The 15,079-nt window shown below is 59.5% G+C and carries 11 protein-coding genes and 2 pseudogenes; 8 read left to right on the top strand and 5 right to left on the bottom strand.

From position 1 onward, the window contains the following. The first annotated feature begins 12 nt into the window (after nt 1-12). Nucleotides 13-339 (top strand): hypothetical protein, encoded by a 327-nt coding sequence (locus tag ACS3QZ_RS19445; protein WP_456039391.1) that lies wholly within the window; start codon nt 13-15, stop codon nt 337-339. Nucleotides 340-446: 107 nt separating this feature from the next. On the opposite strand, the gene ACS3QZ_RS19440 is transcribed toward ACS3QZ_RS19445, so the two are convergent. The 4 genes from ACS3QZ_RS19440 to ACS3QZ_RS19425 all read right to left on the bottom strand — a co-directional run bounded on the left by ACS3QZ_RS19440 (nt 447) and on the right by ACS3QZ_RS19425 (nt 6,588). Then, nucleotides 447-1,190 (bottom strand): heparin lyase I family protein, encoded by a 744-nt coding sequence (locus ACS3QZ_RS19440; protein ID WP_456039390.1) that lies wholly within the window; start codon nt 1,188-1,190, stop codon nt 447-449. Between the two features lie 80 nt (nt 1,191-1,270). Further along, nucleotides 1,271-2,527 (bottom strand): UDP-N-acetyl-D-mannosamine dehydrogenase, encoded by a 1,257-nt coding sequence (gene wecC, locus ACS3QZ_RS19435; RefSeq protein ID WP_456039389.1) that lies wholly within the window; start codon nt 2,525-2,527, stop codon nt 1,271-1,273. Nucleotides 2,528-2,559: 32 nt separating this feature from the next. Next, the gene (gene wecB, locus ACS3QZ_RS19430) at nt 2,560-3,675 is read right to left on the bottom strand and encodes a non-hydrolyzing UDP-N-acetylglucosamine 2-epimerase (protein ID WP_456039388.1); all 1,116 of its coding nucleotides are present in this window, start codon (nt 3,673-3,675) and stop codon (nt 2,560-2,562) included. Between the two features lie 105 nt (nt 3,676-3,780). Beyond that, nucleotides 3,781-6,588, bottom strand: a complete 2,808-nt coding sequence (locus ACS3QZ_RS19425) for a glycosyltransferase (protein ID WP_456039387.1) — start codon at nt 6,586-6,588, stop codon at nt 3,781-3,783. A gap of 226 nt (nt 6,589-6,814) precedes the next feature. Here ACS3QZ_RS19425 and ACS3QZ_RS19420 point away from each other — a divergent pair, with 226 nt between their 5' ends. From ACS3QZ_RS19420 to ACS3QZ_RS19390, 7 genes and pseudogenes are all read left to right on the top strand, one after another. Beyond that, on the top strand, nt 6,815-7,264 hold the full coding sequence (locus ACS3QZ_RS19420; protein ID WP_456039386.1) for a hypothetical protein: 450 nt from the start codon (nt 6,815-6,817) through the stop codon (nt 7,262-7,264). Next, the gene (locus ACS3QZ_RS19415) at nt 7,264-8,994 is read left to right on the top strand and encodes a glycosyltransferase (RefSeq protein WP_456039385.1); all 1,731 of its coding nucleotides are present in this window, start codon (nt 7,264-7,266) and stop codon (nt 8,992-8,994) included. Before ACS3QZ_RS19420 ends, ACS3QZ_RS19415 begins: the two co-directional genes overlap by 1 nt. Continuing rightward, nucleotides 8,991-11,132, top strand: a complete 2,142-nt coding sequence (locus tag ACS3QZ_RS19410) for a hypothetical protein (RefSeq protein ID WP_456039384.1) — start codon at nt 8,991-8,993, stop codon at nt 11,130-11,132. The genes ACS3QZ_RS19415 and ACS3QZ_RS19410 overlap by 4 nt, the downstream gene beginning before the upstream one ends. 8 nt (nt 11,133-11,140) lie before the next feature. Then, on the top strand, nt 11,141-11,794 hold the full coding sequence (locus ACS3QZ_RS19405; RefSeq protein WP_456039383.1) for a class I SAM-dependent methyltransferase: 654 nt from the start codon (nt 11,141-11,143) through the stop codon (nt 11,792-11,794). A 57-nt stretch (nt 11,795-11,851) separates the two neighbouring features. After that, nucleotides 11,852-13,213, top strand: coding sequence for a phosphoglucosamine mutase (gene glmM, locus ACS3QZ_RS19400; protein ID WP_456039382.1), 1,362 nt, complete (start codon nt 11,852-11,854; stop codon nt 13,211-13,213). 27 nt (nt 13,214-13,240) lie between these two features. Further along, nucleotides 13,241-13,319: pseudogene (locus ACS3QZ_RS19395) on the top strand (ATP-binding protein); the annotation flags it as partial. A 341-nt stretch (nt 13,320-13,660) separates the two neighbouring features. After that, nucleotides 13,661-13,962, top strand: a pseudogene (locus ACS3QZ_RS19390) (transposase); the annotation flags it as partial. 56 nt (nt 13,963-14,018) lie between these two features. On the opposite strand, the gene ACS3QZ_RS19385 reads toward ACS3QZ_RS19390, so the two are convergent. Then, a complete protein-coding gene (locus ACS3QZ_RS19385) occupies nt 14,019-15,047 on the bottom strand; it encodes an IS110 family RNA-guided transposase (protein ID WP_456039381.1) in 1,029 nt (342 codons plus the stop codon). Nucleotides 15,048-15,079: the final 32 nt, after the last annotated feature.

Below are 15,079 nucleotides of genomic sequence, written 5' to 3'. Positions count from 1 at the left end.
GGAGGATATCCAATGCAGATTACATTCACTCCGATGCGCCGTGATGATGCGTTGATCCTGTCGTGCCAGGGCGAGACCCTGATCGTGAATGGTACGGCCCATGACTTCTCTGCCTTGACCGAGGGCGCGCATTTGACCCCGGAAGAGGCGGGTTGCGACTGGCTGGCAGGCGATGTCACGCGGGAAAACGGTGTGCTGCAGCTGACGCTGGTCTTGCCGCACGGGGCCCGCGCGCCGCAAAAAACGCTGTTCCCTGCCTCTGTGAGCGTGACCGGCGATGGTTCCATCCCGGTGCCCGCTCACAGCTTGCCCGAAGAGGAAGTCGACTCCGAGGGATGAGGGGAGAACGGACATGATGTCGTTATCGGGGCGACGGGCATGACATCCTTGGTCATGCCGAGATACTGCGCTTCGTGGATGGGGATATGATCCTGTGAAGGATACCTTCAGGGGCGGGCGTCGCGATAGCTGTCGCCCAGACGGATGTCGTCGAGCCGGAGGGCAAAGCCGGTCTCGGCCGGGCCGCGATAAAGGCCGATCTTGAGCACGCAGCGGGACTCGCCCGTCGCCCAGCCCAGCGGTTGTCGGTGCGTGGACACGTTGCGCTCGTTCACCCAGAGGCGCAACCGGCCATTTTCCCCAAGACGGAACTCCAGAACCACCGGCACCCAGCGACCGCGGGGCAGGGGACCGGACCAGAGCCGCTCATACGGGTCGGTATCGTCGCGCACCACCAGTGACAGCGCGCCGGAGGGCTCGAGGTTCAGTGAGAGCGGCGGCGACAGGGTTGTGCCGGCCTGGTGGCATTGCATCAGCAGGTGCCAATCGTCGCTGAAGACCGAGCCGTCGGGCACAAAGAGCCGGAAGCCCAGCGAGAATTGCCGTCCGTAATCGACCCCGCTGTAGATCTGCAGCTCGGACCGGTCCCGTCCGGCGCTGGAGGGTGTCGGCGTTGTGCGCAGTTCGAGAACGTCCGAGCCCTTGCCCGGATCGTGGAGGATGCGGGCCGGTTGGCCGCCGCCGTCACGGTGCAGTTGGAACGTTCGCCCGTCCTCGTGCACCGCGTTGCCGCGGATCGCGGTGTCGTCAAAATCCAGCTGGTAATAGGTGTCTGCCACCGCAGGGGCAGACACCAGAAAGACAACGGCGAGCAGGCGCAGACATGGTCGAAAAACGGAGCGCGGGATCATGTTGGCCCTTCTGTACAAGAGAGGGGCAGTGTTCCCTGCGATCCGGGGACAGGTCAAATCATTTGGTCGGGGCGAGAAACTCAGAGCCCGACCACATCCACCAGCTTCATCCCCTCGGGCAGCTTGCTGACCAGTCCGGTAAAGGCCGAGTGTTTGACCAGGACACAGATCACGTCGGCCTGTTCCAGCACCTCTTCGAGCGGGGTAAGTGTCACCGGCAGGCCGTCGAGCTTGGCTGGAAGGGTCTCGATATGCGGTTCCACCGCCAGAACCTGACAGCCCAGACCGGCGAAATCTCGGGTGATGTCGAGTGCAGGGCTTTCGCGCAGGTCGTCGATATCGGGTTTGAATGCAAGGCCAAGGCAGGCAACCTTGATGTCGGCCATGGCACGGGACGGGTCGGCGGCCAGAACGTCCATTATGGCGGATTTGCCCTTTTCAAGCACCCATTTCGGTTTGCCGTCATTGGTATCACGTGCCATCCGGATCAGCTTGGCCTCATCCGGAGCGGAGGCGACGATGAACCACGGGTCCACGGCGATACAATGTCCGCCAACACCGGCACCGGGTTGCAGGATATTGACGCGCGGGTGGTGATTGGCCAGCCGGATTAGTTCCCAGACGTCGATGCCGAACTTGTCGCAGATGATGCTGAGTTCGTTGGCAAAAGCGATCTGCACATCGCGCGAGCTGTTCTCAGTCAGTTTGCACATCTCGGCGGTTTCGGCGTTGGTGGGAATGCATTCCCCCTGTACCACCAGCTTGTACATGGCGGTGGCCATTTCGGTGGCGCGGGCGCTCATGCCGCCGATGATACGGTCGTTTTCCACCAATTCGCGAACCACATGGCCGGGCAGCACCCGTTCCGGACAATGGGCGACTTGAACATCTGCAGCATCGCCGGCATCCTGGGGACAGCTCAGGTCGGGGCGAGCAGCGGCCAGCCATTCGGCCATCTGGCGCGTGGCGCCGATGGGCGAGGTGCTTTCCAGGATCACGAGGTTCCCTTTGGCCAGCACCGGGGCAATCATGTCGACAGCGGATTTGATATAGGAGAGATCAGGCTCGTAGCCTTCCTTAAAGGGAGTCGGAACGGCAATGATAAAAGCGTCGGCGGGTTCCGGGGTCAGCGTGGCATGGAGCAGGCCATCGTTGACGGCCTTGTGTACGATGCCGTCAAGTTCGGGTTCGATGATGTGAATCTTGCCGGCGTTGATTGTGTCGACCACGTGCGGGCTGACATCGACACCGATCACCCGGTTGCCATGCGCGGCGAAGAGTGCAGCGGTTGGCAGCCCGATATAGCCCAAGCCGATCATGGAAATGCGTTCGAACATGTCTTGAAAATCCTTGTCTTCGGGAATCTGGATCAGCCGACCGACAGCGCGGCGGCGATACGTTGGGCGGCCTTGCCGTCCCCATAGGGATTGAGCGCCCGCGCCATTTCAGCATAGGCCCGTTCATCGCTCAGCAGTTGTTGGGCCTCCCGTCGGATCTTGTCCGGGTCGGTGCCGACCAGCCGCACGGTGCCGGCTTCGACGGCCTCGGGGCGCTCGGTTGTGTTGCGCATTACCAGCACTGGCTTCCCAAGACTCGGGGCCTCTTCCTGTACGCCACCTGAATCGGTGATAATCAGGTGGGCGCGCTGCATCAGCCAGACAAAGGGCAGATAATCCTGGGGGGCGATCAGGTGGACGTCTGGGGCCTCCCCGAGAATGCGCTTTACCGGAGCCTGAACATTGGGGTTGAGGTGCACAGGGTAGACGACCTGTACATCGTTTTCTTCGCTGATCGCCTTCAGAGCGGTGCAGATGTTTTCGAACCCCTGGCCGAAATTTTCCCGTCGGTGCCCGGTGACGAGGATCAGCCGACGATCGGGGTCGAGAAACGGGAACCGGTCTTTCATCTGGGCGTCGAGCGCGGCATCCGTTTCGAAACGCGCCACCACATCCTGCAGCGCGTCAATCACGGTGTTGCCGGTCACGAGGATTGCGTCGTCGGTCACGTTTTCGGCCAGCAGGCTTTGTCGGGCGGTTTCGGTTGGAGCAAAATGCTGCGTCGCAATCCGCCCGACGATCGAGCGGTTCATTTCCTCGGGCCAGGGGGCATAGATATTGCCAGTCCTGAGGCCGGCTTCGACATGGCCGACCGGAATTTGTGCATAAAAGGCGGCCAGGGCGGCGGCCATGGTCGTGGTGGTATCCCCATGTACCAGGAGGCGATCATAAGCGCCGTCCTTCAGGATATCACGCATCGCCAGAAGAATATTGGCGGTGATGTCGGTCAGATCCTGGCCCGGTTTCATGATGTTGAGATCAAATTCAGGGGTAATCCCAAAAAGTGCCAGCACCTGGTCCAGCATTTCCCGGTGTTGGGCGGTGACGCAGACATGGGTTTCGATCCCGTCTGTTTCCTTGAGACGCTGCACGACCGGGGCCATCTTGATGGCCTCGGGCCGGGTGCCGAACACGACCAGAACTTTCAAAACAAATGCCTTTCCAAAAAATAGATCAACTTTAGCCAGTCAACTCGCGTGATCGCTGAAACCGTCATAGAATGCAACTGGAAAACTCGGTGACGCGAGTGGCTGTCAGGGGTGGCCAGCTACCCCGGAGAACAGCACTTCAGATGAAATGTTTTCACTTTGGCGCCGCAATGCGACTGCCTGGGTCCGTGCCGCTTTTGACAGGGTGGACAACAGGTCCGGGGATGATGCGATCTCTTGCAGTGCCGTCGCCACGGCATCGGTGTCATCGGCGGGGACGACCCGTCCTGCGCCTCCCGGCCCAACCAGTGCGGGCGGCGTTCCCCGGTCATAGCAAATGACCGGGCGCCCGGCGGCCATTGCTTCGAGCACTGTGCGTCCGAAGCTTTCGGCAACCTTTGACAGGCTGAGCACGATGTCGGCTTGTTCCATCGCGGAGAGGGGTGTGGCGGCATAGCCCGCATGGACCACATTGCGTCCCAATGGTTTGAGGGCAGCGAATTCGGGATGATCCGGGCCGATCAGTATAAATTGCATATTCGCGCCGCGGCGCGCGACGGTGCGTGCGATGGCAAGAAAGTCGGCCACGCCCTTGCGGGCTGACAAGGATCCGATCATGGCCACTCGGAGCGGGGTCTGGGGCTGAAAGGTCAGATCAAACAGGGCAGGGTCGACCATATTGGGAATGGTGATAACGCGGCTCGGATCGGCATTGATCCAGTCGGCCACGGTCGTGGAATTGGCGACGAACCGGGTTGCCAGGTCCAGCAGGTTTTGCCGCAGTTGCGGGGCTGAAATCCCGAGATCCCGGCATAGTTCGGGATCCTGGGCAGGCAGTTCGCGTACATGCACGACCGAGGCCACTCCGGCCTCGCGGGCGGCCATGAGGGGGGCATCCAATACGCAGGTGTTCTGATGAATTTCGGTGACCCCGCTCCGCCGGATCAGATCGGTCAGTCGTGCGACCGTTGCAGGATGTGGGGCAACCCCGCCGAAAAGCCAGCCATAGGGTATGACGTGAACGCGTCGGCAGCGCAGACGCAGGGCATCGAGATAGGCAGGGTTCATGATTTGGGGCAGCACCACCTCGGGGGCCAGCCCGGCCGCGGCCGCCCGGTCAAGCATGTCCAGAAGGCTGCGTTCGGCGCCAAACACCTGCGTTCGTGCCTGATGGGCAAAGAACAGGACTGGTCTGGCGTCCGGAGAGGGCGTCAGGGTGCCGTCAAAGGAGGGCAGGAGATCGGCACCTCTTTCGGAGCGCAGGCGGTGCAAAAGCGGGTTTTCATCGCGGGTATTGTGCGCGTGGGCATAGGCTGTGGTTGAGAATGCCGGTCCCGGATCCCGCCCTTCGCCTGCCCCTTCGGCCAGATAGTGCAGGGCGCCGTCCACATTGCGGGCCCGGAGATCGGGATAGGTCTGCATGTACCAGTGATCGCTGAACAGATCGGAGCGGCGGATCAGGTCGGTGGGTTGCAGGGCGGTTGGAGGGGGATCGATCGCAAGGGCCTCTGGTATGTCAAAGGGCCGCTTGACGGGGTGTTGGGGCAAGGGCAGAGCATTTTCTGCGTCAACCCGACCGTGCCAATTCTGGGCGGCAAGAAGATAGCTGCGCCGGATTCCATAGACCTGCGACGACACCCGGGTTTCGGAAGACTGGGTCAGGGAACCGGCGCTTTGTCGACCAAACGACAGGGGCAGGCCTGGCTGGACTTCGATAATCGACTTCGCGCCAAAGCGATTTAGAATACGGTGATAATACTCTGTATCGGCCCCTACCCGCGCCCGATCCCAGAAACCGAGGCTGTCGCGTAGCTCGGCCCGAAACATCAGAGACGATACGTTGCGATGTACCAGACCGTCATCTCCCCACCAGCGGGTGAAGCGCAAATCGGATGTGGTGCGGACCCAGTGTGAGACACAGGCGGGAATGTCCGGGTTGCGCAGAAGTGCGCGTGCCTGCAATCGGATCTTTGCAGGATGTGCCCAATCATCTGCATCCATCACTGTAATCAACGCGCCTTGGGCGGCGGCCAAGCCGATATTGCGGGCAGGGTAGGCGCCGGGTTCGGCAGACCCGTCGAGCAGGCGGATCCGGGGGTCGGCCTGGGCCTTGTTGCGGACGATGTCGCGTGTGGTGTCTTGCGATCCATTGTCGACAACGAGGATTTCCAGCCTGCGCCAGCTTTGTGATGTCAGGCTGTTCAGCGCAGTGGAGATGGTTCCTGCGGCATCGCGCGCGGGCATGATCACGCTGACCAGCGGCCCCTGCCGACCTTGTCGGGGCAGGCGTAGCCCGATCGGGCGCAATCTGTCGAATGCAGGTTTGGAGCCAGGAGAGGTCGTGACTCCGGTCAGCCCGGCCCGCGCAAAAAGCCGGGCCATGCGGCGGGCCCAGGTCGTCGAGATACCTTGGGTCGCGGCCGTGATATTGGCGGCGGCCAGATGCAGATCGCTGGTGTTGCCGAATGTGCGTGTCGCAAGCTTGTGTACGAGGCGTGCCCGGTCTGTGTCTTTGGCCATCACGGCGGCTTCGATCGCCAGGAGGGACGGGTCAGGCAGACCAAAACCCGTGATCAGATCTTGTGTCGGATCAAGGGGGCGCAAGTAGCCGTCGGCGCGCAGCCAGTCCCCCTCTGTGGCCGCGCGCCGCGCGCAGGCCAGTGTGGCCCAGACCCGTTCCGGTCGGGAGTGGCCGTGTGTCGCAAGCCTCTCCAGCGCATCGATACCCCCGTCCAGCATGCCCCAGCGCAGATCACGTTCTCGCAAGGCCGCGGTCAATTCGCAGGGCAGGCGACCTTCGCGTCGACCATGGCGCAGGAAATGCCGGAGGGGGTTCATGCCGGTGGCTGCGACATCCGGGTATGCGGCCAAATACCAGCCGGGATCAAAAAATGCCGGCTTTCTCCGGGTCATTGCAAGCTCTCCACACGGGTATAGAGAACAGAGCTTTCCGGTGTGGAGAGCGGTTCTCGTGAGCGGCGAAGCGGCACAATGACACTTTACATCGACGTAAATCAAGGCCATTTACGGTTCGCCAGTCAGGCATTTTAAATAACGAAGTTTGAGCAGGAAAAGCGCTTTGGCAGGTCCCGTTTCGAGAGAACCCACCAATTCCGGACCTCCTGTCGCAATCCGTCAAATGCAGGCCACGATTGAGAAACTGTATTTGTCGGGGAAGGCGGCCGAGCAAGAAGCCAAGAGACTGCGCGCGACGCATCCGCTCTTGTGTGTCAGGCCGCGCCGTCCGTCTGCGGTGTTCAGGGTGCTGCTGCGGATTTTACCGCCGCTCCGCCGTCGCTATCATGTTGGTATTATTCGAGATTGTGGGTTGTTCGATGCACAGTGGTATCTTCAGAAATACCCTGATCTGAACACGCCCGGAGTGAACCTGGCGCTGCATTACCTTTTGCACGGAGCGGCAGAATTGCGCGATCCGGGTCCATATTTTGATACCGGGCATTATTTGCGTCTTTATCCGGATATCAAGACGGTCGGGATCAACCCGCTTTTGCACTATATTCTGACAGGCTGGGATGAAGGCCGTTCTATTCGTCCCGAAATGCCGCATTCAAGTAAGGGAACACCATAGTGGTCGCAGATACCTGGCATATGCCCCGGCGTCTGGCTTATGTGGTCAGCCACAGCTATCCGTATTCTTCGAACGGATATGCGGTGCGTACCCATGAAGTGGCGAAAGCACTGGCCGGACAGGGGCACGATGTGGTTGTTTTTAATCGCCCCGGACGCCCTTGGGATATCGAAGGTTTTCCAGCCGATGCGCCGGTTAGAACCGAACAGGTGATTGATGGCGTGCGGTACGTGTTTTTGCCCACGAATGCGACGCCCGAGATGTCCCTAAGGGATCGGGTGCGGCAGGCCGAGACGGCGTTGGTTGACGCGTTCGAAGTGTTCCGCCCCGCTGTCGTGCTGGCGGTTTCGAACTGGGAAAATGCCGAACCCGCGCAACATGCGGCCCGGCGCATGGGCTGTCCGTTCTTCTATGAACAGCGCGGGTTCTGGGAAATGTCCCAGGACGCAGACAATCCAGAGTTTGCAAACAGCAAGGGGCGCCAACGCAGCCGGGATTACGAGGTTCGGATTGCCCGGGCCGCCGAGGCGGTCTTTACGCTGAACGCTGCGATGCGCGATGAGCTGGTGCGCCGTGGTGTCCCGGCCCGGTCCATTCACTTGGTATCCAATGGTGTGGCAGTGCCGGGTCCGGTTCGAAAAGGCGTGACACGCGAGAGCATAGGGTGTCGGTCGCGACATCTTTTGGGCTATATCGGGTCGCTGTCAGAGTACGAGGGTGTCGAGGACCTGTTGCCTTTGCTAAAGCATTTGCGCGATGCCGGAAGCGATGTTGGTCTGCTGATCCTTGGATCGAGCGCACCTAAGGGGCTGATCGGGTCAGGGCATGAAACACCGATGGAGGACCGGTTGCGTCGGCTGGTGGCGGAGCTGGGTCTGACGGAGTATGTGCATTTCATTGCCCAGAAGCCGCAAGCCGAGATCGGTGCCTATTACAGCATGTGCGATGCCATTGTCATGCCGCGGCGGCGCACGCTGGTGACGGAATTGGTTGCACCGCTGAAACCTTATGCCGCAGCGGCCTATAGCGTGCCTGTTTTCATGCCCGACATGCCGCCCCTAGATGAGATCGCTCCAGATATCGAAGCCAGCCTTTATCCGGAGGGTGATATGGAGGCTCTGGCCGGCATGTTGCTCCGAGCCCTTGAAAAGGGACATCCGGCAACGGTGGCCACATTGGATCCACGCATATTCTGGCCGCAGCGGGTGCGGCCGATGTCGCAGCTCCTGATGGCAGCTTATGACAAGGTGCGTAGTGGGCCCGATATCGGAACTGTGGCCAATGCACCCAGCGATTCCGGACAGGGTGTCCGCTTTGACACCGCCACTCTGCCGCGCGTATTCCTGCAAACCCGGGTTGGGCACCGACGTATTGTGTCTGTCGGACCAGGCGCAGGTCTTGAGGCAGAGCACCTTGTCCGGGCGAGCCGGGTTTCGCTGCTTTCATCTCTGGCCACCGGAGAGCCTGGCCTGTTCTTGATTGATTGGGCCGGGTTGCAGGCTGCGCCCGAACCGGAATGGGAAGGTCTTTGGTCGATCGACAACATGCGTCTGAATCGCCAGATCATGGATGCCTGCCGCATTGCGTTGGACCGGGGATGGGAACTGCAGGTTGCCGGGCCGGTCAACCGATCGCGGGCGCCGTTGTTCCGCACCGTCGCCGGAGTGATCGAGGAGCGGATTCCTGAAGTTCCCGAGGCTGAGATTGGCAAGCAGGAGGCCGCGCAATGAGAGTCGCGGTACTGGCGGAACAGAATTTCAACCTGATTGACGGGTCGACTATCTGGCTGCTGAATGTTTGCAAGCTTCTGGCGTTGCAGCCAGATCTGGAAACCACGCTGCTGCTGAGCCATCCGTTGCGCGACCGTATTCTGGCTGATGAATTGCCCGAGACAATCCGCGTGGTCAGTGGGGATGAACTGGCGATCAACGCCAATCTGCCGGACGATCAATTGTCACCGGGGACGGTGGTTGCGGCGCTTTCATACTGGGAAGTCCAGCATGGCACGTTCGACCGGATCTTCGTGCGGGGGACCGATTACCTCACCCGCCTGTTGAATGAGGACGACATCTGCCGTCGGGTGGTCGCCTATGCCCCAAGCGCGATCCCCGACCTGGCACATCCCGAACCGGACTGGGTTGGGTTGGCGCGGGGCGTCCGGGCACCGCTCGTGGTGCAAAGCGATACCGCGAAACATGCGATGGAAGCGCTTTATGATTATCCGGCGCATGTGGTGCACGTGGTGCCGCCGATCGTTTTTGCCACCGGGAAGCCGGAGCGCCCGGATGATGGTGTGACCCGGCTTTGCTATTCCGGCAAGGTGGATCTGCATTACGGGCTGGATTGGCTGATCGATATCTGCAATGCGGTTTCCGATGATCCTGCGTTGGGGATCAGCATCATTGCCGGAAAAGATACCCACCGCCCGAAATTCCGTGATTTCTTCAAGGTCATGGACGGGTTTCGTGCCAACGTGACCCAAGGGTTGATGCCAAGCGTATCGCTGGTGACCGGTGTGCCTCATGCCGAAGCCAAGGCTCGGATGGGGCAGGCGGACTTCGCCTATTGCCTGCGCCATTCCCGCTATGATGACGTGATCGAAATCTCGACCAAGATCGTCGAGTTCTGCACCCTAGGTGTGCCGCCGATCCTGAACGACAACGCCTTGAACCGATCGCTCTTTGGCGAGAACTATCCTTATTATGTGGATATAGAAGCTCAGAATCCGGTTGACCGTGTGACCGAAATCCTGCGGTCGCGTGACACGGTGGTCTATGATCTGGCGTTAGAGCGGATCAATCGCGTTGCAGCGCGGTTTTCGGCCGAAGCCTTGTCCGAGCGGCTGGGGCAGGCGATCCGCGGGTATCCGCTGGTGGCCCAAGCCGTTGCTGATGCACCGCGCCGCATCCTGATTGCCACGCATGAGCGCAAGTTCCTGCGGCAGTTTCTGGACAGGCTGGAAGGCGAAAAACAGGTCGACATCACTTGGGAAACATGGAGCAGCACCATCAAACCGGCCCAGCGGCCCTTTGTGCCGCCGGATGTTGATACTGTGTTCTGCGAATGGTGTTGTGAAAACGCGGTCTGGCATTCCAACAACAAGCGTGACGGCACCAAGCTGATCATCCGCCTGCACCGGTTCGAGGCGTTTCGCGATTTTCCGATCCGGATCAACTGGAGCAACGTGGATGCGTTGATCGTGGTGTCGGACTACTTTCGTGACCTGGCCGTTGAGGAATTCGGCGTTGACCCGGAACGGGTGCATGTGATGCCGCAATATATCGATTGGCATGGTCTGCAGCGGCCGAAGCTGCCCGAGGCGCGCTTTATGCTCGGGCTGGTGGGCATCAACCCCTTCGAGCACAAGCGCTTCGACCGCGCGGTGAACTTCTTTGCCGCGCTGAGGGCGCGGGATGACCGTTTCAAGCTGGCGATCCGCAGTGTCATGCCTTGGCAGATCGGCTGGGTCTGGAACAACCAAGAAGATATGCAGGCACAGTTTACCACGGTGTTCGACCGCATTTTCTCCGACCCGCTTCTGAAAGAGGCGGTGCGCTTTGATCCGGCCGGATCAGATATGGAGGAATGGTATCGTGGTGTTGGCACCATTCTGTCCAGTTCGGACAGCGAAGGATGCCATACCTCGGTCCTGGAAGGCATGGCTTCGGGCTGTTTGCCGGTGGTCCATGATTGGCCCGGTGCGCGGTCGTTGTTTGCTCCACATGTGCATTCCGACATGACGGATGCGATTGAGGATGTCATCACCTTTGCTGACGCCCCTGATCTTGATAAGGATCGGAGAGCGTTTGCTGAACGCGTGCAGGAGCACGATGTCGAAAATTTTGTTCAAGCATTCATGAAACTATGAGGCCCAACATGGCAACAGAGCCGAAGATCACATTCGAACAGGTGGAGCGCAAACGCCGTGAATTTTCCAGGGCCTTGCTGGAGTTTTCCAGGGCCAAGGGGCGTTACCACAACCCGGCGCCGGAACTTCCTGCCTCCAAGCTGGAAGGCTGTGAGGTCCTGCCGAACCGATACGCGCTGCTTGATAAGGTAAAGCCGGGCGGTGTGATGGCCGAGATCGGGGTTGATCGTGGTGACTTCTCGTTCGAGATTCTCAATCGCTGCAAGCCCGAGAAATTGCACCTGTTCGACATCGACATCTCGCGTCTGGCCAATCCCGAGATTCGGGCTGAATTGGGCCGTCCCGGGGGGCGTCTGAAAACCCATATTGGGGACAGTTCCACAAATCTTAACAAGCTATCCGACGAATATTTCGACATGATCTATATTGACGGGGATCACGATTACGAAGGCGTGATGAAGGACATCAATGCCGCGGTGAAGAAGGTCAAACCGGATGGTGTGTTGATCTTCAACGACTATACGGTGTGGTCAGCCACGTCGATGTATCATTGCGGTGTGGCGCGTGCCGTGCATGAATTCTGTCTCGAGAGTCCGTGGAAGTTCCGCTATCTGGCGCTTCAGTGGATGATGTATAATGACGTGATGCTGGTCCGGGAATGAGACGCCTTTTGGCAATTCCGTGCATCATTCCGATATTCCAATAAGAGATGTTATGTTATGAGTCGTAGAATTTTTGGCACCGATGGTGTTCGTGGTCGGGCGAATGTCTATCCTATGACCGCGTCGAACGTAGTCGATCTGGCGATGGCGGTGGGTGCATATTTTAACCGTGATCAAAAGCGTCACCGAGTTGTGATCGGTAAGGATACGCGCCGCTCCTGTTACATGCTTGAAAACGCGCTGACTGCGGGTTTTACCGCCGCTGGAATGGATGTCTTTGCCTTGGGTCCGGTGCCGACCCCGGCGGTTGGGCGGCTGACCCATTCGATGCGTGCCGATATCGGCGTGATGATTTCGGCCAGTCACAATCCCTATCACGACAACGGGATCAAATTTTTCGGGCCGGATGGGTTCAAGCTCAGCGATGAGGCCGAGGCCGAAATCGAAGCTGCGATGGAGATGAATCATACGCCGGACGACACCGACCGGATTGGCCGTGTCACGCGTCTGAATGACAGTTCCGGGCGTTACGTGGAGTATGCCAAGACCACACTTTCCGACGGCATCCGCCTCTCAGGGCTCAAGGTCGTGCTGGATTGCGCCAATGGCGCCGCTTACAAGGCTGCGCCCGAGGTCCTGTGGGAGCTGGGCGCCGAGGTGATTCCGCTGGGGGTATCCCCGAACGGCTACAATATCAACGCAGGATGCGGATCGACCCATCCGGAACTGGCCGCTCGCGCGGTGGTCGAACACGGTGCCGATGTTGCAATCTGTTTGGATGGCGATGCCGACCGGATCTCGATTGTCGACGAGACTGGGACCGTGGCCGATGGTGATCAGATCATGGCGCTTCTGGCCAGCAGCTGGGCCCGGTCGGGTCGTCTCAACCATAACACGCTAGTGGCAACAGTGATGTCAAATCTTGGCCTCGAGCGCTGGCTCGACGATCAGGGAATTGCTTTGAAACGGACAGCCGTGGGTGACCGTTACGTGGTCGAGGAAATGCGTGCCGATGGCTATAATCTGGGCGGAGAACAGTCCGGCCATATCGTGATGACAGATTACGCCACCACGGGCGATGGGTTGATGGCCGGGCTGCAGTTCCTGGCGCAGATGAAAGAGCGCGGAGACCGAGCAAGCGCGCTCAGCCGCAGTTTTGTTCCGGTTCCACAGCTTCTGAAAAATATCCGCTATGAGTCGGGCAATACCCATCTGGAACAACCCGCAGTACAGGATGCGATCGCTCGTGGCGAGGAACGTCTGGGTGATAGCGGCCGCTTGCTGATCCGCAAATCCGGCACGGAGCCATTGATCCGAGTGATGGGGGAAAGCGAAGATGCGGGGCTGTTGCAGGCCGTAGTGGATGATGTTGCGGAGGCAGTCACCAAGTACGGTGGTTTAAAAACTGATACTGCATAAGAAGTAAATTGCTGGAAAATGCCCGATGAGCTCCTCTTCGAACTGATCTCGGAGCGCTACGAACGCGGCTCGACGCTGATCACAAGCAATTTGCCATTCGAGGAAGGGGTCTGTTCCGGCTGGGGGCAGGATCGTATCATAAGTCTACTGTTTCCACCTGTACTCGACTGTTCACCCCAACTCTTGGCACATATCTCACCCCTCGGATGGGCGCATATCCTGCTCACAGGCGAATACAGGTGGAAAAATCGATGACGCCCAACCTTAGGGTGTCATTTTGCACTCAGCCGGAGCAGACCCCTACCTGCGAGCAGTTGCATCGCGAACTTCACCTTCGGGACACCGGCGCCTTGGATGCCGAGATGAAGCGCCAAATGGGATGACTTCGAAAAGAACCTTGCAGGTGGTCGATACAAGCGACAAACTAACCGAGCGCAGATCATCGGGATGATCAAGGAACAGGAAGCCGGAATGCCGACAGCTGAGGTGTGCCGCAAGCACGGCCTCAGCCAGGGCACGTTCTACAAATACAAGTCAAAGTATGGCGGCATGGAAGTGTCCGACGTGGCCAAGCTGAAGGCGATTGAAGACGAGAATGCCAGACTCAAGCGTCTGCTGGCGGATACGATGCTGAACAATGCCGTGCTGAAGGATCTCTTGGGAAAGAACTGACGACGCCGAATGAGCGGCGAGAGGCAGCGCTGAGGGCCATGCTCCCCATCAGACTGACAGAACGCCGATCGGTCGTTGGTCCATCTCCTCCTCGCTCGCAGATTCCTTTGCCCTCAGTTGTGCTTCAGCCCGACTACAGGCCGCTCAATGCGTGGGGCCGATACCGCTCACCCTTCGTCAACACAGCCCAGGCGATACGCGCCATTTTGTTGGCCATGGCGACCGCCGCGACGTTCACATGCGTTCGCTCTTTCAGGCCGTCAGCCCAAGCCGTTATTGGCGACGTCCTGTCACGCACGAGATGCAGCACCGTTCGGGCACCGTGAATGAAGAGTTTGCGCAAATATCGATTGCCGTGCTTCGAGATGCCGATCAGCTTGGCCTTGCCACCTGCCGTGATCTGCCGCGGCACGAGACCGAGCCATGCGGCGAGATCGCGCCCTTTGCCAAAACTGCTTCCAGTGCCGATAGCCGCCACGAGCGCCGTCGCAATTGTCGGGCCGACGCCAGAAATATCCATCAACCGCTGCATATCGGCGTCCGCCTTGGCCAGAGCCTTGATCTCGACATCAATCGCCGCGATCCGGTCATTGATCACGTCCAGCTCTGACGCCATGTCAGACAGAAGCATGAGCATTCGGCGTGAAAGATCGTCATTGCCCTCTACGGTCAATCTGGCCAGTTCCTTTTGAAAGACGTGGCGCCCCGTTCCAACCCGGATGCCGCGTTCCATCAGGAAGCCGCGGCCTTGATTGATCAGCCGCGTCCTGTCCGACACCAAACGCTCCCGCGCACGGTGTAAGGCCTGAAGGTCAAGCTGTTCTTCCGATTTGATTGCGACGAATGACATCGTCGGGCGCGTCGCGGCTTCGGCAATTGCCTCCGCGTCACGATCATCGTTCTTGTGAACCTTCACATAGGGCTGGACATAGAGCGGCGACATCAGCCGAGGCTCGTGTCCATTCTGAAGACAAAAGCGCCCAATGTGATGTGCGCCGCCACAGGCTTCCATCGCAACAACACAAGGTGAAAGCCCATCCAGAAAATCCAGCAGTCGATGCCGCTGGAGGCGTTTGCGAAACACGACCGCGCCTGCTTCATCCAGCCCGGCCAGACTGCAAACGGTCTTGCCCAGATCTATTCCCAAAACCTTGATGTCCATCAGATGCTCCTCTCTCCACCTATGTTCGCCAC

This window comes from Shimia sp. W99 (assembly GCF_053851455.3).
Note: the sequence above shows the minus strand (reverse complement) of the source record. Positions and strands in the feature narration are given on the sequence as shown.

Bases quoted from the DNA above. Each gene is read 5' to 3' on its own strand.
- ACS3QZ_RS19445 (WP_456039391.1), top strand. From the start codon at position 13: ATGCAGATTACATTCACTCCGATGCGCCGTGATGATGCGTTGATCCTG.
- ACS3QZ_RS19440 (WP_456039390.1), bottom strand. From the start codon at position 1,190: ATGATCCCGCGCTCCGTTTTTCGACCATGTCTGCGCCTGCTCGCCGTT.
- wecC (WP_456039389.1), bottom strand. From the start codon at position 2,527: ATGTTCGAACGCATTTCCATGATCGGCTTGGGCTATATCGGGCTGCCA.
- ACS3QZ_RS19425 (WP_456039387.1), bottom strand. From the start codon at position 6,588: ATGACCCGGAGAAAGCCGGCATTTTTTGATCCCGGCTGGTATTTGGCC.
- ACS3QZ_RS19420 (WP_456039386.1), top strand. From the start codon at position 6,815: ATGCAGGCCACGATTGAGAAACTGTATTTGTCGGGGAAGGCGGCCGAG.
- ACS3QZ_RS19410 (WP_456039384.1), top strand. From the start codon at position 8,991: ATGAGAGTCGCGGTACTGGCGGAACAGAATTTCAACCTGATTGACGGG.
- ACS3QZ_RS19405 (WP_456039383.1), top strand. From the start codon at position 11,141: ATGGCAACAGAGCCGAAGATCACATTCGAACAGGTGGAGCGCAAACGC.
- glmM (WP_456039382.1), top strand. From the start codon at position 11,852: ATGAGTCGTAGAATTTTTGGCACCGATGGTGTTCGTGGTCGGGCGAAT.
- ACS3QZ_RS19385 (WP_456039381.1), bottom strand. From the start codon at position 15,047: ATGGACATCAAGGTTTTGGGAATAGATCTGGGCAAGACCGTTTGCAGT.